Source organism: Streptomyces prunicolor, assembly GCF_045162825.1.
GTDB classification, from domain to species: Bacteria; Actinomycetota; Actinomycetes; order Streptomycetales; family Streptomycetaceae; genus Streptomyces; species Streptomyces prunicolor.
In genome coordinates this window covers 1,376,073-1,395,693 of sequence record NZ_CP108676.1, presented here as the reverse complement: position 1 = coordinate 1,395,693, position 19,621 = coordinate 1,376,073, and the positions used below count along the sequence as shown (strand labels likewise).

Below are 19,621 nucleotides of genomic sequence, written 5' to 3'. Positions count from 1 at the left end.
GCCCGCCTTCAGTTGCGGCGTCGGCGCTCGCGCACACTTCAGTACTCGTGCGCACCCCTGCGCCTACGCACATCCCCGTGCCGGCTCACGCCCCGCCGGAACCCTGGCCCGCCTCGCCGCCGCCGTAGCGCCGCTCGAACTGGGCGATGCGGCCCTCCGTGTCCACCGTCCGTGCCTTGCCGGTGTAGAAGGGGTGGCTCTCCGAGGAGATCTCCACGTCCACGACCGGGTAGGTCTCTCCGTCGTCCCACTCGATGGTCCGGTCGCTGGTCGCGGTGGACCGGGTCAGGAAGGCGTATCCGGCGGCGCGGTCCCGGAAGACCACGGGGTGGTAGTCGGGCTGCTTGTCCTGCTGCATGGCTGCTCCTTCTGCGGCGATGGTGCGGTGGACGGCGAAGGGGCGGCGAACTCAGCCGTACAGGGAGTCCTCGTCCTCGTCGACGATGTGCATCGCGGCCTCCTCGGCGGAGGCGGCGGCACCGTCGATGCCCACGTCCGTGGCGATCAGGCCGCTCTCCTCGTCCTCGTGCGCCCCTTCGTCGGGCGCCACGAGCCGACCGGAGCGGACGTCACCGACCTCGATGTCCCGGAGTTCGCCGTCGGTGTCCTCGGAGTCGCCGAGGCCGTCGCCGTCGGACACGGCGAGATCCGGGACCTCCTCGGCGAGCCGCTGGTCGAGCGTCTCGCCGTGCTCGCGCCCAGCCGCCGTCACGTCGTCGCGTTCCACCGCCCAGGGGCGGTCCGGTGGGGACCAACCGCGGTCGAGGGGGTCCTCGACACCGTCGGCCACCAGGGTGTCCTCCGCGTCGAGCAGACCCGCGTCGTCCTGCACCTCGGATCCGTCGGGCTGGTAGACATCGTCTCCCCATCCGTCGACGCTGTTCACGGGTACCTCCAGGTGGTGGGGACCGGCCCGTTCTCACCGCGCTCGGCGGCGGGGCGCCGCTGTGCGGGGCACAGGCGACGCCCGGCGCGAACCACATGGTCCCCGGGCACTTCCCGAACCGGTGCCGCTCCCCAGCCTTCCACCCCTTTTCCCCACCGCGCAACGGCACAGCCTTGGCCGGGGCGGGCACATCCCCAGCCATATCCCTTCTCACCAACCCCGGAACGCATCCGGTTCCGGCGCGACAAGGCGCCCCGAAGGGGGCGCGGGGCTGTGACATGTGCGGCTCCGCCGCGTGGGCGCGACCAGCCCCCACCGGCCCGCAGGTTCCCACCGGCCCGCAGGCCAGTCACGTCCATCCCCGACCACCGCCCCACCGCCCCGCACCCCAGTCACCGCTCGACCAGCGGAGCTACCCGTGCCACGACTGCCACAGCGCCGCGTACGCCCCCTCCGCCGCAACCAACTCGTCATGGCTCCCCAATTCGCTGATCCGCCCGTTCTCGACGACGGCGATGACGTCCGCGTCGTGGGCGGTGTGCAGACGGTGGGCGATCGCGACGACGGTGCGGCCGTCGAGGACGCGGGCCAGGGAGCGTTCGAGGTGCCGGGCCGCACGCGGGTCGAGAAGCGAGGTCGCCTCGTCCAGGACCAGCGTGTGCGGGTCGGCCAGCACCAGCCGGGCCAGCGCGATCTGCTGGGCCTGGGCCGGAGTGAGCGCGAGCCCGCCCGAGCCGACCTCGGTGTCCAGACCGTCGTCCAGTGCCCGCCCCCACCCGTCCGCGTCGACCGCGCCCAGCGCCGCCCACAGCTCGGCGTCGGTCGCGTCGGTCCGGGCGAGCAGGAGGTTGTCGCGCAGGGAGCCCACGAAGACGTGGTGCTCCTGGTTGACGAGGGCCACATGGGAGCGCACGTGTTCCGCTGTCATCCGGGAGAGTTCGGCGCCGCCGAGGGTGATTCGGCCGTCCCGGGGTGCGTAGATTCCGGCGAGCAGCCTGCCCAGGGTGGACTTGCCCGCGCCCGAGGGGCCGACCAGGGCCAGCCGGGTACCGGGCGCGACCTCCAGGGACACCTTGCGGAGCACGTCGACGCCCTCGAGGTAGCCGAAGTGCACCCGGTCCGCGTGCACGTCCCGGCCCTCGGGGGACAGACCGGCGTCCCCGGCGTCGGGCTCGATGTCGCGGACGCCGACCAGCCGGGCCAGCGAGACCTGGGCGACCTGGAGCTCGTCGTACCAGCGCAGGATCAGGTTCACCGGGTCGACGAGCATCTGCGCGATCAGGGCACCCGTCGTCAGTTCGCCCACATCGATCCAGCCCCGCAGGACGAACACCCCGCCGAGTATCAGGACCGAGCAGAGCACCGTGACATGGGTGACGTTGATGACCGGGAACAGCACCGACCGCAGCCAGAGCGTGTAGTTCTCCCAGGCGGTCCACTCCTTGACGCGGCGCTCCGAGAGGGCGATCCGCCGGTCGCCGAGACGGTGCGCCTCGACGGTCCGGCCGGCGTCCACGGTCTCGGCGAGGGCCGCGGCCACGGCCGCGTACCCGGCGGCCTCGGAGCGGTAGCCGGCCGGTGCGCGCTTGAAGTACCAGCGGCAGCCGATCACCAGGACCGGCACCGCGATCAGCACGGCGGGCGCCAGTTCCGGCACGGTGACGACCAGACCGCCGAGCAGCAGCACCGCCCACACCACACCGATCGCCAGTTGCGGCACGGCCTCCCGCATCGCGTTGGCGAGCCGGTCGATGTCGGTGGTGATGCGGGACAGGAGGTCGCCGGTGCCCGCCCGTTCCAGCACACCCGGGGGCAGTCCGACCGACCGTACGAGGAAGTCCTCGCGCAGGTCGGCCAGCATGTGCTCGCCGAGCATCGCGCCCCGCAATCGCACCTGCCGGATGAACAGGGCCTGGACGGCGAGCGCGACCACGAACACCCCGATGGTCAGACCGAGATGAAGTTCCCCCGCTCCGTCCGACACCCGCTCGACGAGATCGCCGAGCAGATAGGGGCCCACCATCGAGGCGACCACGGCGACCGTGTTCACGGCGACGAGAAGGAGGAAGGCACGGCGATGCCGCTGGAACAGTTCGGACACGTAGGCACGTACGGTCGCGGGGGCGCCGACCGGCAGGGTGTTCGCCGTGGTCGGGGCCGCCGGGTCGTAGGCCGGGGGCGCCACGCCGATCATGCGCTCTCCTCGATTTCTTCCAGTGCGCTCCGCAGAGCGGCTTCGTCGTCCAGGGCACCTCGCAGGGAGGCATCGTCGTCGTCCGAGGCACCCCGGAGGGGACCCTCGTCGTGTTCCGCGGCACCCCGGAGCGGAGCATCGCGGGATCCCAACTCGCTCCGCAGCACGGCCTGTTCATCACGTGACGCGGACTCCTCCTCCGTCTCCCGCGTCACCACGGCCCGGTACCGGGGCTCGCTCCGCAGCAGTTCGCGGTGGGCGCCGACTGCCACCACCGCGCCCTCGTGCACCAGCACGACCCGGTCCGCGTGGTCCAGGAGCAGGGGCGAGGAGGTGAACACCACCGTGGTCCGGCCGGTCCGCAACTCCCGTACGCCATCGGCGATCCGGGCCTCGGTGTGGGAGTCGACGGCGGACGTCGGCTCGTCCAGGACGAGGACCTCCGGGTCCGTGATCAACGACCGCGCCAGGGCGAGTCGTTGGCGCTGTCCGCCCGACAGCGAACGTCCGCGTTCGGTGATGCGGGCGTCCATCGGGTCCTCGGCGTCGAGCGACCCCTGCGTGAGCGCCACCAGCACGTCCCCGCATTGCGCGGCGGCCAGCGCCTCCTCCGCGCCGACCGCACCCGAGGAGGGCACATCGAGCAGCTCGCGCAGCGAACCGGACAGCAGCACCGGGTCCTTGTCCTGCACGAGGACGGCGGTGCGCGCCGAGTCGAGAGGGAGTTCGTCGAGCGGTACGCCGTCCAGGAGCACGGAGACGCCCTCCTCGGCGGGGTGCCCGCCGAGGCGTTCCGCCAGCCGCCCGGCCACGTCGGGGTCGCCGCACACCACGGCGGTGAGCCGGCCGGAGGGGGCCAGCAGACCGGTGTCCGGGTCGTACAGATCCCCGGCGGGAGCCTCGGCCGCGCGCGTTCCCCCGGTGTCGGTGACCCGCTCCAGGGACAGCACGTGCGCGGCGCGTTTGGCCGAGGGCCGGGAGAAGGAGTACGCCATGGCGATCTCCTCGAAGTGCCGCAGCGGGTAGGACATGACCATCACCGCGCTGTAGACGGTGACCAGTTCGCCGACGGTGATCCGTCCCTCGCGGGCCAGCCGCACGCCGTGCCAGACGATCGCGATCAGCAGCAGCCCCGGCATCAGCACCTGGATCGCGGAGATGACCGCCCACATCCGGGCACTGCGCACGGCCGCGTGGCGTACCTCCTGGGAGGCGCGGCGGTAGCGGTCGAGGAACAGTTCCTCGCCGCCGATCCCGCGCAGCACCCGCAGTCCGGCGACGGTGTCGGAGGCGAGTTCGGTGGCGCGGCCCGCCTTCTCGCGCTGCACGTCGGCGCGCCGGGTGGCGCGGGGCAGCAGCGGCAGCACGGAGACCGCCAGCAAGGGCACCCCCACGGCGACGACGACACCGAGCGCGGGCTGGTACACGAACAGCCCGACGCACACGATGACGATCGTCAGCGCGGCGGCCAGGAAGCGGGACAGCGCCTCGACGAACCAGCCGATCTTCTCGACGTCACCCGTCGACACGGCCACGACCTCACCGGCGGCGACCCGCCGGGTCAGCGCCGAGCCGAGGTGGGCCGCCTGGCGGGCCAGCAGTTGCTGGACGCGGGCGGCGGCCGTGATCCAGTTGGTGACGGCGGCCCGGTGCAGGAAGGTGTCGCCCACGGCGATGCCCGCCCCGCACAGCACCATCAGCCCGCCGGTCAGGGCCAGCCGACTCCCCGAGCGGTCGACCACGGCCTGCACGGCGAACCCCACACAGAACGGCAGCGCGGAGACGGACACGAAGTGCAGCAGCCCCCAGGCCAGGGACTTGAACTGTCCACCGAGCTGATTCCGGCCGAGCCACCACAGGAATCGGGGCCCCGAGCGCGCGTCCGGCACACCCGGGTCGGGATACGGAAGGTCTTGAATCTGCATGACGTCCCAGTGGCTCTTGTTCAGGCGGGAAGGGGGAGGAGGGAACCGCGGAGCGCGGCGACGGACCGCGAGCGGAACGCGGCAACAAACCGTGAAAGGTTCGCGTCGCAGCGTGGTCGGAAGCAAGCGGTTTTCCCTGCCAGGGGTCAGAACCGGCGTTCACCCATCAGGGGCGAGATGTCCGTGACCTCACGCAATGCCGCCGAATGCGATGTGACCATGGCCCGATGCAGAGTGGCGGCACACGACGTGCGACGGTCGCGATGGCGGCTCTCGGTTCCCTCCTGACGATGACGACCCTGTCCGCGTGCGGCAGCGCGCACACCGGACACTCCGGCGGCTGGGAAGGAAGACCCGGCGCACAGGCGACCCACCCGAGACCGGTCACCACCACCGCGGCCCCGGACCCGACCCGCATCCCGGACGTCGGCGACCGGCTCCAGCGCGCCGTCCCCGCCCACACCGGCCAGGTCCTCACGGTCTACGGCAACGGCAAGGACTCCCCGGACTCCACCGCCGTCCTGTTCACCAAGGACGGCAACACCTGGTCCCGGACCGCCAGTTGGCCCGCGCACAACGGCAAGCTGGGCTGGACCACCGACCACCACCTCGGCGACAAGCGCAGCCCCGTCGGCGTGTTCACGCTGACCGCCGCGGGCGGTGTGCTCGACGACCCCGGCACCGCACTCCCGTACTCCCAGGACGAGTCGTACGAGGCGCCGCGCGACTGGGACGAGTCGCACTGGCACGACTTCGACTACGTCATCGCCATCGACTACAACCGCGTCCCCGGCACCCCGCCCGACGACGCGGAGCAGCCCGAGGGCGAGGACAAGGGTGGCGGGATCTGGCTGCATCTGGACCACGGCAGCGGTACGTCGGCCTGCGTCAGCCTGTCCAAAGAGGCGATGGAGTATCTGCTGCGCACGCTGGACCCGGACCGGCATCCCGTGGTGCTGATGGGGGACAGGGCGGACCTCAAGGGGTAGAACACCGCCCATGAGAAACCGGATAGTCATGTCCATGCTCGCCGGGGCGACCCTCCTGGCGAGCACCCTCCTCGGGGTGAGCCCCGCACAAGCGGCCGACGCAAAGCCCCGAGCGGTCGACGCGAAAACCCAAGTCGCCGACGTCCCCGCCGAGTTCGGCACCGACTGGCACGATCCCCTCACCGCCGCCCCGCCGATCGCCAAGCCCGCGACGAAGTCCTGCCAAGTCACCCTCGCCGACACCGAGTTCCGCGACTTCACCCCGTACAAGGGCACTTACACACCGCCCAAGGCCTGCGGCGACCACTGGAGCAAGGTCGTGCTGCGCCTGGACGGCACGGTCAAGGGACGGCAGTACGACCGACTCGGCTATCTGCATGTCGGCGGGGTCGAGATCCTCCGTACGTCGACGCCGGAGCCGTCCCCCGACGGCATCGCCTGGTCCGTAGAGAAGGACGTCACCCGCTACAGCGCCACCTTCCGCACCGCGCAGGACGTCGAGATGCTCATCGGCAACGTCGTCGACGACACGTACACCGGAGTCATCGGCGTCAAGGCCACGCTGACGTTCTACGAGGGCAGACCGGCCGCGGCGCAGACCCCCGACCGCGTCCTCACCCTCGCCGCCGACTCGACCCTCACCACCCCGCGCAACACCGAACGCATCGTCGCCGAGGTGTACGCCACCGGATCCGGCGGCGGCTGCGAGGAGTTCTGGTATCTCGCGGTGCCCGACTCGGCGCCGTACTCCTGCCAGGCCGACAAGGGCCCCTACCGCGAGGTGCAGATCAAGGTCGACGGCCAACTCGCCGGAATCGCCGCCCCGTTCCCGAACGTGTGGACCGGCGGCTGGTCCGACCCCTTCCTCTGGTACGTCATTCCCGGCCCGCGCGCCGTCAAGCCGATCGAATACGACCTCACACCCTTCGCCGGACTCCTCAACGACGGCCGCCCGCACCACATCGACGTCTCCGTCGTGGGCGTGCCCGAGGGGCAGAGCGGTTGGAGTGCGCCGGTGAACGTGCTCGTCTGGCAGGACGCGCAGCGCGCCCACGTGACCGGAAAACTCACCCTCGACCGGGCGGGCGAGCTCAACAACTCCTCGACGTACACGCCCGGTTCGGAGGAACGCGTGGACACCGACGCGGGCCACCGGCTGACCACCGCCGGGTACGTCGACACCTCGCACGGCCGGGTGCGGACCACCGTCGACCGGACGCTGGCGAACACCTCCGTACACCGTTGGATCGACGGCGAGAACATGGACGGGCTCGACGCGACCTGGACGGACGACGAGTCGGTGACCGTCGACGGACGTGGACCGGCCCGGACGACGGCCACGCACCGGACGTACACGATGAACGGCGCGACGACGATCGGGACGGACGACCGGCTGCGTACCGTACTCACACTTGGCGACCGGGCGGCGGTCGTCGACACGCGGGACGGACGGCGGACCGGATGGTCGCGGCTCGACGACACCTACGCCGGGGACGCGACCTACACGCTGAACGTGCCCCGCGACCAGCGGCACGCGGTCGGGACATCGAGTGAGCGCTACCGGCTGTACGGCTCGGGCGGCTGCTACGACCGTTCGCTGAGCACCGCACAGGGGGTGCTCACCGAGGACCGCAGCGGCTGCTGACCTGCTGTGCGTGCGATGCGTCACTCAGATGTGTGATTTACACGGCCGTCACACGGAGGTTTTCCGGGCGATCAACAACGGCTTCAAAGTGTCCACTCGGAAGCCGCTTTCCGTATCGCAGAAGTCGCCCCCCATCGGCTTCCGCGAACGACCGTCCCCCCTCAAGGAGTGCCCGTGCCGCCGTCCGTCCCGCCTCTGCCGCGACGCGTCGCACGCATACTGCGTACCTCACTCTTCGCGCAGGTCGCCTGCGCGCTCGTCCTCGGAATCCTGGTCGGAAAGCTGTGGCCCGACGTGGCCACGGACCTCCAGCCGCTCGGCGACGGATTCACCCGGCTCATCAAGACGATCATCTCGCCGCTCGTGTTCTGCGTGGTCGTCGTCGGCATCGCCAAGGCCGGTGACCTCAAGGCCTTCGGCCGGATCGGCCTCAAGGCGCTGATCTGGTTCGAGGTCGCGAGCACCGCGGCGCTGATCATCGGGCTGGTCCTCGCCAACGTCGTCCAGCCCGGCTCCGGGATGCACGTCGACCCCTCCACGCTCAACACCTCGGCGGTGGACGCGAAGACGGGCGGCGCCGCGCTGCCGTCGACGACCGAGTTCATCGTCAACGCGCTGCCCACCAGCTTCATCGGCGCCTTCGCCGAGAACTCCCTGCTCCAAGTCCTCATCCTGGCCTGCCTGGTGGGCGCCGCGCTGCTCCACCTCGGCCACACCAAGGTGCCGCAGGTCCTGCCCGCGATCGAGCAGGCGCAGGAGATCATCTTCGCGATCGTCGGCTTCGTCATGCGGCTCGCCCCGCTCGCCGTCTTCGGCGCGATGGCCGTCCTGGTCGGCCAGTACGGGCTCGGCGTCATCAAGACCTACGCCAAGCTGATCATCCTCTGCTACGTCGCCGCGGCGCTCTTCCTCGTGGTGCTCGCCGTCGCCCTGCGCATGGTCACCGGGCTCAGCCTGTGGAAGTTCCTCCGCTACATCCGCGAGGAGATGCTCCTCGCGCTCGGCACCGCCTCCACCGAGTCCGTCATGCCGCGCGTGATGCAGAAGCTGCGCAAGGCCGGCGCCCGGGACGACGCGGTCGGTCTGGTGCTGCCCACCGGCTACTCCTTCAACCTCGACGGTGCTTCGCTGTACCTCTCCATCGGCACGCTGTTCATCGCCCAGGCCGTCGGCGTCGACCTCAGCCTCGGCCAGCAGATCACCGTGATCCTGGTGCTCATGCTCACCAGCAAGGGCATGGCCGGCATCCCCGGTTCGGCCTTCCTCGCCCTGTCCGCGACCGCCTCCTCGCTGGGTGCGATCCCGGCCGGCGCGGTCGCCCTGCTCCTCGGCGTGGACCGCATCATGGACTCGATGCGCGTCGTCACCAACCTCCTCGGCAACTGCGTCGCCGTCTTCGCGGTCTCCCGCTGGGAGGGCGCCCTCGACATCGAGCGGGCCAAGAAGGTCCTCGACGGCGAGATCACGGACGTAGAAGAAGCCGTAGAAGGGGAGAGTGTGCCGGAAGAGGCGGAGATCCCCGCGCAGCGCGTCAAGGAGACTGCCCCCGAGGCCAGTTGAGGGTGAGTCGGTTCGTCGTGGCGGGCTGCGGCTTCTGCTCCGTTTCTACGGTGGGGGAGTCGCGGCCCGTTTTTCGGTGACCCGGGTGGGGCGGTTTCCTACGCCTCGGTGTCTATGAGGTCGACCGGGTAGGCCTGGTCGAAGTCGGCCGAGCGGCTCACCGTCTCCCATGTGGCCGCCTGGGCGATCTGGTCGCGTGAGTAGCTCTGCGCCATCTCGACCGCGATGACACCCAGGAGGAGATGGGAGGGCAGGTTCGGCTGCTTGACGAGCCGGACCAGGATCTCCCCGGCCCGCTTCGGGTCGCCCGCGGCGGTCACGGGACCGTCGAAGAGGCGGATCACCGCGCCGACTGTCTCGTCGTACTCCGGCGGAACCTCCGGGATCTGCATCGACGATCCGGCCCAGTCGGTCGCGAAGCCGCCCGGTTCCACGACGAGGTACCTGATGCCGAACGGCGCCGTCTCGGCCGCGAGCACGCGCGTGAAGCCGTCGACCGCGAACTTCGCCGCCTGGTACGAGCCGAGCCCGGGATTCCCGCCGACCCGGCCGCCGACGGACGAGAACTGTACGACCGTGCCCGCGCCCTGCGCCTTCAGGAACGGGAGTGCCGCCGTCGAGACGTTGTAGACGCCCCAGAAGTTGGTGTCGAACTGTCGGCGGAAGTCGTCCTCGGGCGTCGTCTCGACCGGGGAGAGATTGGCGTATCCGGCGTTGTTGACGACCACGTCGATCGTGCCGAAGCGGTCAACCCCCGCCTGTAGAGCCGTCGTCGCGGCTGCCCGGTCGGTGACGTCGAGCGCGACGGGGAGTACGTCGTCGCCGTACTTCTCCACGAGGTCGTCGAGCTGCTCCGGCTTGCGGGCCGTGGCGACGACGCGGTCGCCGGCCTCCAGGGCCGCGACGGCGAGGTTGCGGCCGAAGCCGCGGGACGAACCGGTGATGAACCATGTCTGAGTCATGCAGCTAGCAAAACACCGTTTCGTTATTAGTGCAACCCTGTTGCGCTAAATTAATGCAACCAAGTTGCGCTACGCTCTGGGTCATGAGCACGCCCAGTCCCCAGCGCGCCCGCAGCGCGGCGGCCAAACAGCAGCGCGAGCGGGCGATCCTCGACGCCGCCCGGTCCCTCGGCGCCGAACGCAGTGTGCGCGAGGTCACCCTCACGGACATCGCCGCCGCCGTGGGCATGCACAAGTCCGCGATGCTTCGGTACTTCGAGACCCGTGAGCAGATCTTCCTGGCGCTGACCGCCGAAGGCTGGGAGGACTGGTCGGCGGAGCTTCGGGTGCGGTTGAGCGAAGTCGCCGACGGGGATTCCGACGCGGTCGCCGCCGTCATCGCGCAGACCCTCGTTGCGCGGCCGTTCTTCTGCGATCTGCTCGCTCAGGCGCCGTTGAACCTGGAACGCAACGTCTCGCTCGACTCGGTGTACGAGTTCAAGACGGTCGTACTCGGCGTAGTCGCTTCGCTGGCAACCGAGTTGTGCCGGATACTCGCGATCGCCGGGCGTGCGGCCGTCGATGTGATCGCCACGGCGACGAGCATGGCCGGGGCGCTGTTGCAGATGGCCGCCCCCGGGACCCGCCTGCGCACGCTCTACGAATCCCGCCCCGAGTTGGTGCACGCACTGGTCGACGTCGAACCCCAACTGACGCGCATCCTGGCCGCGTTGCTGACCGGGCTGCGCGCTGCTGCGACGCCAACACAGCCTCCCGCCCAGGTGTGAGTCGAGGCAGGGCCGGCGTGAGTTGAAGCCGGTAGGCCACGGCTCACGGCATGGACGTCTGGCCGCGCGTACTGGCGAACCGGCTGCGGTAGTGCGTCGGTGTCGTGTCCAGGTGGCGGGCGAAGGCGCGCCGCAGGGTCTCGTCGGTGCCGAGCCCGCTGTGGTGCGCCGCGGAGGTGACGCTGTGGCCTTCGAGGAGGAGATGTTGGGCGCGGTCGAGACGGACCTGTTCGACCCAACGGGCGGGCGTGGTACCGAGTTCGGTACGGAAGAGGCGTGTCAGGTGGCGGGGGCTGACTGCCACGGTCGCCGCCATCGTGGGGAGGCTGTGGTCGGCGGCCGGGTCGGCCAACACCGAGGCGACCAGCGACCGTAGCGGATCGGTGCGCGGTGGTGGGGTGGCGGTCGCGGCGGAGAACTGGGACTGCCCGCCCGGGCGTTGCATGAAGACGACCAACTCGCGCGCGATGTCCCTGGCCACGTCCGCGCCGTGATCGTCCTCGACGAGGGCGAGCGCCAGATCGATCCCGGCGCTGATGCCCGCCGAGGTGACGAAGTGCCCGTCGCGGATGTGGATGGCGTCCGGCTCGACGCGCACGAGGGGGTAACGGCGGGCCAGCGTCTCGGCCTGCCGCCAGTGGGTCGTGGCCGATCGGCCGTCCAGCAGGCCGAGTTGGGCGAGGACGAAGGCGCCCGTGCAGACGGACGTGACCCGGGCGGTGTTGTCGGTGAGGGTGCGGGTCGCGGTCAACAGCTCATCCTCGATGGGCTGTTGGGCCAGCCGGTCCCCTCCGGCGACCACGACGGTGTCGACCGGTCCGGCATCGCCCGCGGTCACCGTGCCTGTCAGCGTCAGCCCGTTGGACGCGGTGACCGCGCCGCCGTGGGGCGAGACCAGCACCAGCTCGTAGGGATGCCCCAGCTTGCCCGACTGGTGCAGCACCTCGGCGGGGCCGCTGACATCGAGCATGGTCACGCCGTCGAAGACGATGAATCCGACCCGATGCGTCATGCCGGAAGCCGCGTCCGAAGCCATGCCTGAGGCCATGCCTGGAGCCATGTCCGAATCTGTGGTTTTCCTGGCTGTGAGGACATGGCTCCAGCGTACGCCGCTGACGATCCTGGAGGCATACGGCATCCAACGGCATCCAGGAGAGGCAAGAACGATGAGTGAAGTGATCGCAGGCGTGGAGATCCCGGACACCGCCCTGGTGCGGGAGGCGACCGAGCTGGTCCGCGAGGCGGCGACGCCATTGCTGTTCGACCACTCCCGGCGGGTGTTCCTGTGGGGAGCCCTGCGCGGCCGGGAGCAGGGGCTCGGATACGACCCCGAACTGCTCTACGTGGCCGCGATGTTCCACGATCTCGGGCTCACCGAGAAGTTCCGCCGCACCGACCAGCGCTTCGAGATCGACGGCGCCGACGAGGCCCGCCGGTTCCTGCACTCCCACGGCATCACCGGTGAGCCGGCCGACCGGGTCTGGGCGAGCATCGCCCTGCACACCACACAGGAGATCCCGTTGCACATGTCGGCCGAGATCGCCCTGGTCAACCGGGGTGTCTCACTGGACGTCGTGGGCATCGGCTACGACGCCGTCTCCGACGAGGAGCGCGCGGCCGTCGTGGCGGCGCATCCCCGCCCGGACTTCAAGAACGGGATCCTCGCCGCCTTCACCGAGGGCATCAAGGACCGCCCCGAGACCACCTTCGGCAACATCAAGGCGGATGTGCTGGAGCACTTCGTGCCCGGTTTCGTACGCGGCGACTTCGTCGAGCGCATCAAGGACTCGAACTGGCCCGAGTGAGGAGAGTCCGGCTTCTGGAGGGAACGGCGGCGCGGGTCAGCAGGAGTGCCCGTGCCTGGGCCCCTGCCCTTGCGCCGCATGCTCATGTCCCTCGTGCGCACCGGTCGGCCCGTCCACCAAGGTGTCCAGCAACCCCCGCAACACCTCGCGCTCCACATTCGTCAGCGGCGCCAGAATCTCGTGTGCCGCGCCCCGCCGCGCACCCCGCAACTCCTGCAGTGCCTTCCGGCCGTCGTCCGTGATCTCGATCCGGATGACCCGCCGGTTGGACGGATCGGGCACCCTCCGCACCTTGCCGCTCGCCTCCAGGCCGTCGACCAGCGTCGTCACGGCGCGCGGCACCACCTCGAGCCGCTCGGCGAGGTCGGCCATGCGCGGCGGGGAGTCGAAGTGCGCGAGGGTGCGCAGCAGCCGGGACTGGGCGGGGGTGATGCCGAGGTCGCGATGCTCCAGGTGGCGCTTCTGGATGCGCTGCACCCGGCGGGTGAGCCGCAGCAGCTGATCCGCGAGCAGGCCGTCGGAATCGGGGGTGGTCATACGGGAACAATATCAGGACCTTGTGCATTGTGAGTATAGGTAACAATGAGCTATGCTCCATCAGGTCTCATCGCTCCACGAGTTCTGAGCACTTGACCAGTCCTGATCGCCTCACCATCCGTAGGAGACCATGCCCCGCGACGACATCAACTGGACACCGTCCCCCGGCGCCTCGACCGACCAACCCCGGCAGGTGCGCCGCATCCTCAAGCTCTTCAAGCCCTACCGCGCCCGGCTCGCGGTCGTCGGCCTCCTGGTCGGCGCCGCGTCCCTGGTCACCGTGGCGACCCCGTTCCTGCTGAAGGAGACGCTGGACGTCGCCATCCCGCAGAACCGCACCGGCCTGCTGAGCCTGCTCGCGCTCGGCATGATCCTGAGCGCCGTCCTGACCAGCATCTTCGGCGTGCTGCAGACCCTGATCTCCACGACGGTCGGCCAGCGCGTCATGCACGACCTGCGCACAGCGGTCTACGGCCGACTGCAACGCATGTCGCTCGCCTTCTTCACCCGGACCCGCACCGGCGAGGTCCAGTCCCGCATAGCCAACGACATCGGCGGCATGCAGGCCACCGTCACCTCCACGGCCACCTCCCTGGTCTCGAACCTGACCAGCGTGGTCGCCACGATCATCGCGATGATCGCTCTGGACTGGCGGCTGACCGTCGTCTCGCTGCTGCTGCTCCCGGTCTTCGTGTGGATCAGCCGCCGCGTCGGCAACGAGCGCAAGAAGATCGCCACCCAGCGTCAGCGGCAGATGGCCGAGATGGCCGCCACGGTCACCGAGTCGCTGTCCGTCAGCGGCATTCTGCTCGGCCGCACCATGGGCCGCTCCGATTCCCTCACCCGGTCCTTCGCCGAGGAGTCCGAGGGCCTGGTCGACCTCGAAGTCCGGTCGAACATGGCCGGGCGCTGGCGCATGTCCGTCATCTCGATCGTGATGGCCGCGATGCCCGCCGTGATCTACTGGGCAGCCGGCATGACCCTTCACCTGGGTGGCCCGGACGCCTCGATCGGCACGATCGTCGCCTTCGTCTCGCTCCAGCAGGGCCTGTTCCGCCCGGCCGTCAGCCTGCTGTCGACCGGCGTCCAGATCCAGACCTCGCTGGCGCTCTTCGCCCGCATCTTCGAGTACCTCGACCTGCCGATCGACATCACCGAGCGCGAGAACCCGGTCCACCTCGACAGCATCAAGGGCGAAGTCCGCTTCGAGGACGTCGAGTTCCACTACGACGACAAGAGCGGGGCGATCCTCGACGGCATCGACATCACCGTCCCGGCGGGCAACAGCCTCGCGATCGTCGGCCCGACCGGCGCCGGAAAGTCGACCCTCGGCTATCTCGTGCCCCGGCTCTACGACGTGACCGGCGGCCGGGTCACCCTCGACGGGGTCGATGTCCGCGACCTGGACTTCGACACGCTCGCGCGTGCCGTCGGCGTCGTCTCCCAGGAGACGTACCTCTTCCACGCCTCGGTCGCCGACAACCTCCGCTTCGCCAAGCCGGACGCCACCGACGAGGAGCTGTACACGGCGGCGCGCGCGGCGCAGATCCACGAGCACATCGCGGGCCTGCCCGACGGGTACGACACGGTCGTCGGCGAGCGCGGACACCGGTTCTCCGGTGGTGAGAAGCAGCGCCTGGCCATCGCCCGCACCATCCTGCGCGACCCGCCCGTCCTCATCCTGGACGAGGCGACCAGCGCGCTGGACAACCGCACCGAAGCGGCCGTCCAGGACGCCATCGACGCCCTGTCGGCCAACCGCACCACGCTCACCATCGCCCACCGGCTGTCCACGATCCGGAGCGCCGACCAGATAGTGGTCCTCGACTCCGGGCAGATCGCGGAGCGGGGCACGCACGAGGAACTGCTCGACCAGGACGGGCGGTACGCGGCTCTCGTACGCCGGGATGCCCAACTGGAACCGACAAGCTGAAGATATGCCGGGTTTGTGACGATGTGCGGGTTACCGTGCCCGCATGCAGATGAACACTCCGCCACGGAGCACGATTCGACTGACCCGCAGGGGCCGGGTCGCCCTCATCGCGACGGGGGCCGTCGTGGCCGGCACCGCCGTGGCGGTGCCGCTGCTGAGCCTGGAGAGCGAGGGGGACACACGCCCCACCTCGCTGGTGATCCCGGAGGGCTGGCGCTCGGGCCAGATCTACGAAGCCGTGGACAAGGTCCTCACGCTGCCGGTCGGGACCACCAAGAAGTCGATCGCGAAAGCCGGCCTGAAGCTGCCGAACGATGCGGAGGGCAACCCCGAGGGCTATCTCTTCCCGGCGACGTATCCGCTGAAGGAGAAGGCGACACCCGAGTCGCTGCTGTCCTTCATGGTCAACACCGCCAACCAGAAGTTCAACGGCGCCCCGGTCGCCGCCGGCGCCCAGCGCAACGCGATGAACGTCTACCAGGCGGTCACCATCGCGAGCATCGTGCAGGCCGAGGCGGCCTCCAAGGCGGACATGGGAAAGGTGGCGCGGGTCATCTTCAACCGCCTCGAACGCGGCATGCCGCTCCAGATGGACTCGACCATCAACTACGCACTGAACCGCGCCACGTTGAAGACCACCAGCAGCGACACCCGGCTCGACAGCCCCTACAACTCCTACCAGCGCATGGGCCTGCCGCCCACCCCGATCGACAACCCGGGCGAGGACGCGATGCGCGCCGCGATCAACCCGCCCCCGGGCGACTGGCTCTACTTCGTCACGGTCAAGCCCGGCGACACCCGCTTCGCGGCCACCTACGAGGAACACCAGCGCAACGTCGCCGAATTCAACGCCGCCCAGAAGAACGCCGCTCAGAAGAACAGCGCCCAGCCGACGAAGTGACTGCGTCAGGGACGACACCAGGCGACGGGGCGACCGGCTCTCCGGCCGCCCCGTCGCCTGATGCCCCCCGGTACGAGGTCACACCCTGCGGTAACGGTGCGGGCGGGTGGCTGGTAACCGGCGAGGTGGGCCCTCGGGGGAGCGACGGTGGGCGCGTCGTCGGCGAGGATGCTGACGGCCGCCCCGTGAAGTGACGGGCCGGGACAGCTTCAGGCGGCGACCGTCTCCCCGGCCAACAGCCGCCTGATGTCCCGCACAGCCGCGCGCCCCGCCCGGTTCGCGCCGATGGTGCTCGCAGAAGGCCCGTAGCCCACGAGGTGGACACGCGGGTCGGCGACCGCACGGGTTCCCTCGACGCGGATGCCGCCACCCGGCTCGCGGAGCTTCAGGGGTGCCAGGTGGTCGATCGCGGCGCGGAATCCGGTTGCCCAGAGGATGACATCGGCGTCCACATGGCGGCCGTCGTTCCAGTCCACCCCGGTCGGCGTGATCCGGTCGAACATCGGTCGGCGGTCCAGTACCCCGTCCGTGATCGCCTGCCGGATCGCGTCGTTCAGCGGCAGCCCGGTCACGGAGACGACACTCTTCGGCGGCAGCCCCTGCCGTACCCGCTCCTCCACCAGCGCGACGGCAGCCCGGCCCACGTCCTCGCTGAAGGGACCCTCGCGGAAAACCGGCGGACGCCGGGTCACCCACGTCGTCGCGGCGGCGTACGGAGCGAGCTCCATCAGGTGCTGCGTGCCGGACGCGCCCCCGCCCACCACGATCACCCGCAGCCCGGCGAACTCCTCGGGCCCCGGGTACTGCGCGGTGTGCAACTGCCGCCCCCGGAAGGTCTCTTGACCGGGATAGCGCGGCCAGAACGGCCGGTCCCAGGTGCCGGTCGCGTTGATCACCGCCCGCGTCGACCACGTACCGTCCGACGTCTCGACGAGCAGCCGGCCACCCTCGCCTTCCCGTACCGCCTTCACATCCACCGGCCGCCGTACCCGCAGGTCGAAGGCCCGCTCGTACGCGGCGAAGTACTCGGCGATCACCTCGGCGGACGGGCGGGCCGGGTCCGCGTCCGTGAGTTCCATGCCCGGCAGCGCGTGCATCCCGTGCACCTTGCCGTACGTCAACGACGGCCACCGGAACTGCCAGGCCCCGCCCGGCGCGGGCGCGTGGTCCAGCACCACGAAGTCGCGCTCCGGCTCGAAACCGGTGCGCCGCAGGTGATAGGCGCCGGCCAGACCCGCCTGCCCGGCGCCTATGACGACCACGTCGACCTCACACGTGTTGTTCACGCCTGTACGAACAGCACCGCGGCCATGGATCTTCCCGCGCTCAGCGCCCGCTCCCCACGAGGAACGGCACCCCCGCCCGCGCCGCTCCCTCGACCAGCCCACGCGCCGCCAGCTCGGGAATCACGCCCTCGCCGAACCAGTACGCCTCCTCCAGATGCGGATACCCGGAGAGCACGAAGTGTTCGACACCCAGCGAGTGGTACTCCTCGATCAGGTCGGCGACCTCGGCATGGCTGCCCACGAGCGCGGTGCCCGCCCCACCCCGGACGAGACCGACCCCCGCCCACAGGTTCGGATGGATCTCCAACTCGGCCCGCGAACCGCCGTGCAGGGCCAGCATCCGCTGCTGGCCCACCGACTCGCTGCGCCCGAGCGCCACCTGCGCGGCGGCGATCGTGTCGGCGTCGAGGTCGTCGAGCAGCCGGTTCGCGGTCGCCCACGCCTCGGCCGACGAGTCCCGCGAGATGGTGTGCAGCCGCACCCCGAACCGCACGTCCCGCCCCTCCCGCTCGGCGAGCCCGCGAATCCAGTCGATCTTCTCCTTGACCTGCGCGGGCGGTTCTCCCCAGGTGAGATACACGTCCGCATGTCGGGCGGCGACCGGCCCGGCCGCCGCCGACGACCCACCGAAGAACACCTGTGGCACCGGGTCCGGCGGCAACGCCGTCAGCCCGCCCTCCACCTGGTAGTGCACACCGTCGAAGTCGTACGGCTCTCCCCGCCACACCCCTCGGACGACCGACAGGAACTCGTCCGTACGGGCATACCGCTGATCGTGGTCGAGACGGTCGCCGAAGCGCCGCTGCTCGGCCGAGTCGCCACCGGTGACGACATTGAGCAACAGCCGCCCACGCGTGAGGCGTTGATAGGTCGCCGCCATCTGCGCGGCGAGCGTCGGCGAGATCACCCCGGGCCGGAACGCCACCAGGAACTTCAGCCGCTCGGTGTGCTGCGCGAGCGCGACGGTGGTCAGCCAGGCGTCCTCGCACCAGGTGCCGGTCGGCGTGAGCACCGCCTCGAAGCCCAACTGCTCGGCCGCCTTGGCGATTTGGGCGAGGTACTCGATGTCCGGCGAGCGCACCCCGCGGACCGCTCCCGCGCGGTTGGGTCCGTAGGCGTGCCGGTCGACGAGCGTACGGCCGTCGCCGCCGGTCGGCAGGAACCAGTGGAGACGCACGGTCATGTCACTTCTCCTTGTAGACGCGCGGCGCGGTCGTCGAGGCCGGCAGGCTGCCGTTGAAGCGGGTGTCGACGAACTCGGCGAAGTCGACCTTGCGCGGGATGAGCTTCAGGCTGGTGAAGGTGTCCGCGATCTGCTGCTCGGAGGCGATCAGCGGCTTGTCGACGGCCACCGAGATACGGGAGGCGTTCGTCCGCTTCACCGAGGCCAGCGCCACCGCGTACGGCAGCCCGGTGTCCTTCGCCCACACCTTGGCCCACGCGTCGGGGTGGTCGTAGACCCAGTCCTGCGCGCGCCGCAGCCGTGCCAGATAGTCCTTGATGGCCGCGGCCTTCTTGCTGTCGCCCAGCGCGGAGGGCGCCGCCACCTGGAAGTTGAGCCCGTTGACCAGCCCCTGACCGGTCGTCAGGATGCGGCCCTGTTTCGCCTGGAGGACCTGCGAGGTGTACGGGTCCCAGACCGTCCACGCGTCCACCTTGCCGCTGGTGAACGCGGCCAGCGCGTCGGCCGGTTGGAGGTACTTGACCTTGACGTCGCTCAGGGTGAGCCCGGCCGCCTTGAGGGAGGCGATCAGCTGGAAGTGCGCGGACGAACCCTGCGCCACGGCTATGGACTTGCCCTTGAGCTGCTCGGGCGAGGTCAGCTTGGAGTCCTTCGGTACGAGGATGGCCTCGCCCTGGGAGTTGCCGTGCGAGGCGGCCACCACCTTGATCTTGGAGCCCGCGCCCGCCGCGAACACCGGCGGGGTGTTGCCGACGGCGCCGATGTCGACGGCCTTGGCGTTGACGGCTTCCAGGAGAGGCGGACCGGAGGTGAACGTGGACCACTTGATCTTGTAGTCCAGGTTCTTGAGTTCACCGGCGGCCCGCAGCACCGCCTCCGAACCGCCTTTCTGGTCACCGACGTTGAGCGTGAGGGAGCCCTTGCCGTCGGTGCCGGTGGAGGTCTCGGCGGCCGAGTTCCCGCCGCAGGCGGTGAGCAGGAGGGTGAGGGGGAGGAACAGGGCGGCGGGAACGAGGCTTCGTCGCATGAGGGGGGAGTCCGTTCTCGG

17 protein-coding genes are annotated in these 19,621 nt (G+C 70.1%); 7 read left to right on the top strand and 10 right to left on the bottom strand.

What is annotated here, in order from left to right:
* Window positions 1-85 precede the first annotated feature (85 nt).
* From OG588_RS06270 to OG588_RS06255, 4 genes are all read right to left on the bottom strand, one after another.
* A complete protein-coding gene (locus tag OG588_RS06270) occupies window positions 86-358 on the bottom strand; it encodes a type B 50S ribosomal protein L31 (RefSeq protein ID WP_366498596.1) in 273 nt (90 codons plus the stop codon).
* A gap of 51 nt (window positions 359-409) precedes the next feature.
* Window positions 410-886, bottom strand: a complete 477-nt coding sequence (locus tag OG588_RS06265) for a DUF5709 domain-containing protein (RefSeq protein ID WP_019062674.1) — start codon at window positions 884-886, stop codon at window positions 410-412.
* A gap of 412 nt (window positions 887-1,298) precedes the next feature.
* Complete coding sequence (locus OG588_RS06260; RefSeq protein WP_405946414.1) at window positions 1,299-3,080, bottom strand: ABC transporter ATP-binding protein; 1,782 nt, start codon at window positions 3,078-3,080, stop codon at window positions 1,299-1,301.
* Entirely contained in the window at window positions 3,077-5,005 is a 1,929-nt protein-coding gene (locus tag OG588_RS06255; RefSeq protein WP_405946413.1) for an ABC transporter ATP-binding protein, read from the bottom strand. Before OG588_RS06255 ends, OG588_RS06260 begins: the two co-directional genes overlap by 4 nt.
* A 227-nt stretch (window positions 5,006-5,232) precedes the next feature.
* Here OG588_RS06255 and OG588_RS06250 point away from each other — a divergent pair, with 227 nt between their 5' ends.
* From OG588_RS06250 to OG588_RS06240, 3 genes are all read left to right on the top strand, one after another.
* Window positions 5,233-5,994 (top strand): L,D-transpeptidase family protein, encoded by a 762-nt coding sequence (locus tag OG588_RS06250; protein ID WP_405946412.1) that lies wholly within the window; start codon window positions 5,233-5,235, stop codon window positions 5,992-5,994.
* 10 nt (window positions 5,995-6,004) lie between these two features.
* Complete coding sequence (locus tag OG588_RS06245; protein WP_405946411.1) at window positions 6,005-7,639, top strand: peptide-N4-asparagine amidase; 1,635 nt, start codon at window positions 6,005-6,007, stop codon at window positions 7,637-7,639.
* Window positions 7,640-7,813: 174 nt separating this feature from the next.
* Window positions 7,814-9,199 carry a cation:dicarboxylate symporter family transporter gene (locus OG588_RS06240; protein WP_405946410.1) on the top strand — a complete coding sequence of 462 codons (1,386 nt, stop codon included), beginning with the start codon at window positions 7,814-7,816 and terminating at the stop codon, window positions 9,197-9,199.
* A 98-nt stretch (window positions 9,200-9,297) separates the two neighbouring features.
* On the opposite strand, the gene OG588_RS06235 is transcribed toward OG588_RS06240, so the two are convergent.
* Complete coding sequence (locus OG588_RS06235) at window positions 9,298-10,161, bottom strand: SDR family NAD(P)-dependent oxidoreductase (protein WP_405946409.1); 864 nt, start codon at window positions 10,159-10,161, stop codon at window positions 9,298-9,300.
* Between the two features lie 83 nt (window positions 10,162-10,244).
* Here OG588_RS06235 and OG588_RS06230 point away from each other — a divergent pair, with 83 nt between their 5' ends.
* Entirely contained in the window at window positions 10,245-10,928 is a 684-nt protein-coding gene (locus tag OG588_RS06230; RefSeq protein WP_405946408.1) for a TetR family transcriptional regulator, read from the top strand.
* Between the two features lie 43 nt (window positions 10,929-10,971).
* Here the strand turns inward: OG588_RS06230 and OG588_RS06225 are convergent, their stop codons facing one another.
* A complete protein-coding gene (locus OG588_RS06225; protein WP_405946407.1) occupies window positions 10,972-11,964 on the bottom strand; it encodes a GlxA family transcriptional regulator in 993 nt (330 codons plus the stop codon).
* Window positions 11,965-12,094: 130 nt separating this feature from the next.
* Between OG588_RS06225 and OG588_RS06220 the strand changes: the two genes are divergently transcribed.
* On the top strand, window positions 12,095-12,733 hold the full coding sequence (locus OG588_RS06220; protein WP_405946406.1) for an HD domain-containing protein: 639 nt from the start codon (window positions 12,095-12,097) through the stop codon (window positions 12,731-12,733).
* Between the two features lie 36 nt (window positions 12,734-12,769).
* Here OG588_RS06220 and OG588_RS06215 read toward each other — a convergent pair whose 3' ends face one another.
* Window positions 12,770-13,270 (bottom strand): MarR family winged helix-turn-helix transcriptional regulator, encoded by a 501-nt coding sequence (locus OG588_RS06215; RefSeq protein WP_405946405.1) that lies wholly within the window; start codon window positions 13,268-13,270, stop codon window positions 12,770-12,772.
* Window positions 13,271-13,400: 130 nt separating this feature from the next.
* Here OG588_RS06215 and OG588_RS06210 point away from each other — a divergent pair, with 130 nt between their 5' ends.
* Both OG588_RS06210 and mltG read left to right on the top strand, forming a co-directional pair.
* Entirely contained in the window at window positions 13,401-15,203 is a 1,803-nt protein-coding gene (locus OG588_RS06210) for an ABC transporter ATP-binding protein (RefSeq protein ID WP_405946404.1), read from the top strand.
* A gap of 43 nt (window positions 15,204-15,246) precedes the next feature.
* Window positions 15,247-16,104, top strand: a complete 858-nt coding sequence (mltG, locus tag OG588_RS06205) for an endolytic transglycosylase MltG (protein WP_405946403.1) — start codon at window positions 15,247-15,249, stop codon at window positions 16,102-16,104.
* A 209-nt stretch (window positions 16,105-16,313) separates the two neighbouring features.
* On the opposite strand, the gene OG588_RS06200 is transcribed toward mltG, so the two are convergent.
* From OG588_RS06200 to OG588_RS06190, 3 genes are read right to left on the bottom strand one after another with little or no spacing between them, the layout of a single operon-like run.
* The gene (locus OG588_RS06200; protein WP_405946402.1) at window positions 16,314-17,390 is read right to left on the bottom strand and encodes an NAD(P)-binding domain-containing protein; all 1,077 of its coding nucleotides are present in this window, start codon (window positions 17,388-17,390) and stop codon (window positions 16,314-16,316) included.
* 40 nt (window positions 17,391-17,430) lie between these two features.
* Window positions 17,431-18,573, bottom strand: a complete 1,143-nt coding sequence (locus tag OG588_RS06195; protein ID WP_405946401.1) for an LLM class flavin-dependent oxidoreductase — start codon at window positions 18,571-18,573, stop codon at window positions 17,431-17,433.
* Between the two features lies 1 nt (window position 18,574).
* Complete coding sequence (locus OG588_RS06190) at window positions 18,575-19,600, bottom strand: ABC transporter substrate-binding protein (RefSeq protein ID WP_405946400.1); 1,026 nt, start codon at window positions 19,598-19,600, stop codon at window positions 18,575-18,577.
* Between the last annotated feature and the right edge of the window lie 21 nt (window positions 19,601-19,621).

Excerpts from the sequence above, each read along its gene's own strand:
- OG588_RS06270 (WP_366498596.1), bottom strand. The coding sequence starts at position 358 with ATGCAGCAGGACAAGCAGCCCGACTACCACCCCGTGGTCTTCCGGGAC.
- OG588_RS06260 (WP_405946414.1), bottom strand. The coding sequence starts at position 3,080 with ATGATCGGCGTGGCGCCCCCGGCCTACGACCCGGCGGCCCCGACCACG.
- OG588_RS06255 (WP_405946413.1), bottom strand. The coding sequence starts at position 5,005 with ATGCAGATTCAAGACCTTCCGTATCCCGACCCGGGTGTGCCGGACGCG.
- OG588_RS06250 (WP_405946412.1), top strand. The coding sequence starts at position 5,233 with ATGCAGAGTGGCGGCACACGACGTGCGACGGTCGCGATGGCGGCTCTC.
- OG588_RS06245 (WP_405946411.1), top strand. The coding sequence starts at position 6,005 with ATGAGAAACCGGATAGTCATGTCCATGCTCGCCGGGGCGACCCTCCTG.
- OG588_RS06235 (WP_405946409.1), bottom strand. The coding sequence starts at position 10,161 with ATGACTCAGACATGGTTCATCACCGGTTCGTCCCGCGGCTTCGGCCGC.
- OG588_RS06230 (WP_405946408.1), top strand. The coding sequence starts at position 10,245 with ATGAGCACGCCCAGTCCCCAGCGCGCCCGCAGCGCGGCGGCCAAACAG.
- OG588_RS06225 (WP_405946407.1), bottom strand. The coding sequence starts at position 11,964 with ATGGCTTCGGACGCGGCTTCCGGCATGACGCATCGGGTCGGATTCATC.
- OG588_RS06220 (WP_405946406.1), top strand. The coding sequence starts at position 12,095 with ATGAGTGAAGTGATCGCAGGCGTGGAGATCCCGGACACCGCCCTGGTG.
- OG588_RS06215 (WP_405946405.1), bottom strand. The coding sequence starts at position 13,270 with ATGACCACCCCCGATTCCGACGGCCTGCTCGCGGATCAGCTGCTGCGG.
- OG588_RS06210 (WP_405946404.1), top strand. The coding sequence starts at position 13,401 with ATGCCCCGCGACGACATCAACTGGACACCGTCCCCCGGCGCCTCGACC.
- mltG (WP_405946403.1), top strand. The coding sequence starts at position 15,247 with ATGCAGATGAACACTCCGCCACGGAGCACGATTCGACTGACCCGCAGG.
- OG588_RS06195 (WP_405946401.1), bottom strand. The coding sequence starts at position 18,573 with ATGACCGTGCGTCTCCACTGGTTCCTGCCGACCGGCGGCGACGGCCGT.
- OG588_RS06190 (WP_405946400.1), bottom strand. The coding sequence starts at position 19,600 with ATGCGACGAAGCCTCGTTCCCGCCGCCCTGTTCCTCCCCCTCACCCTC.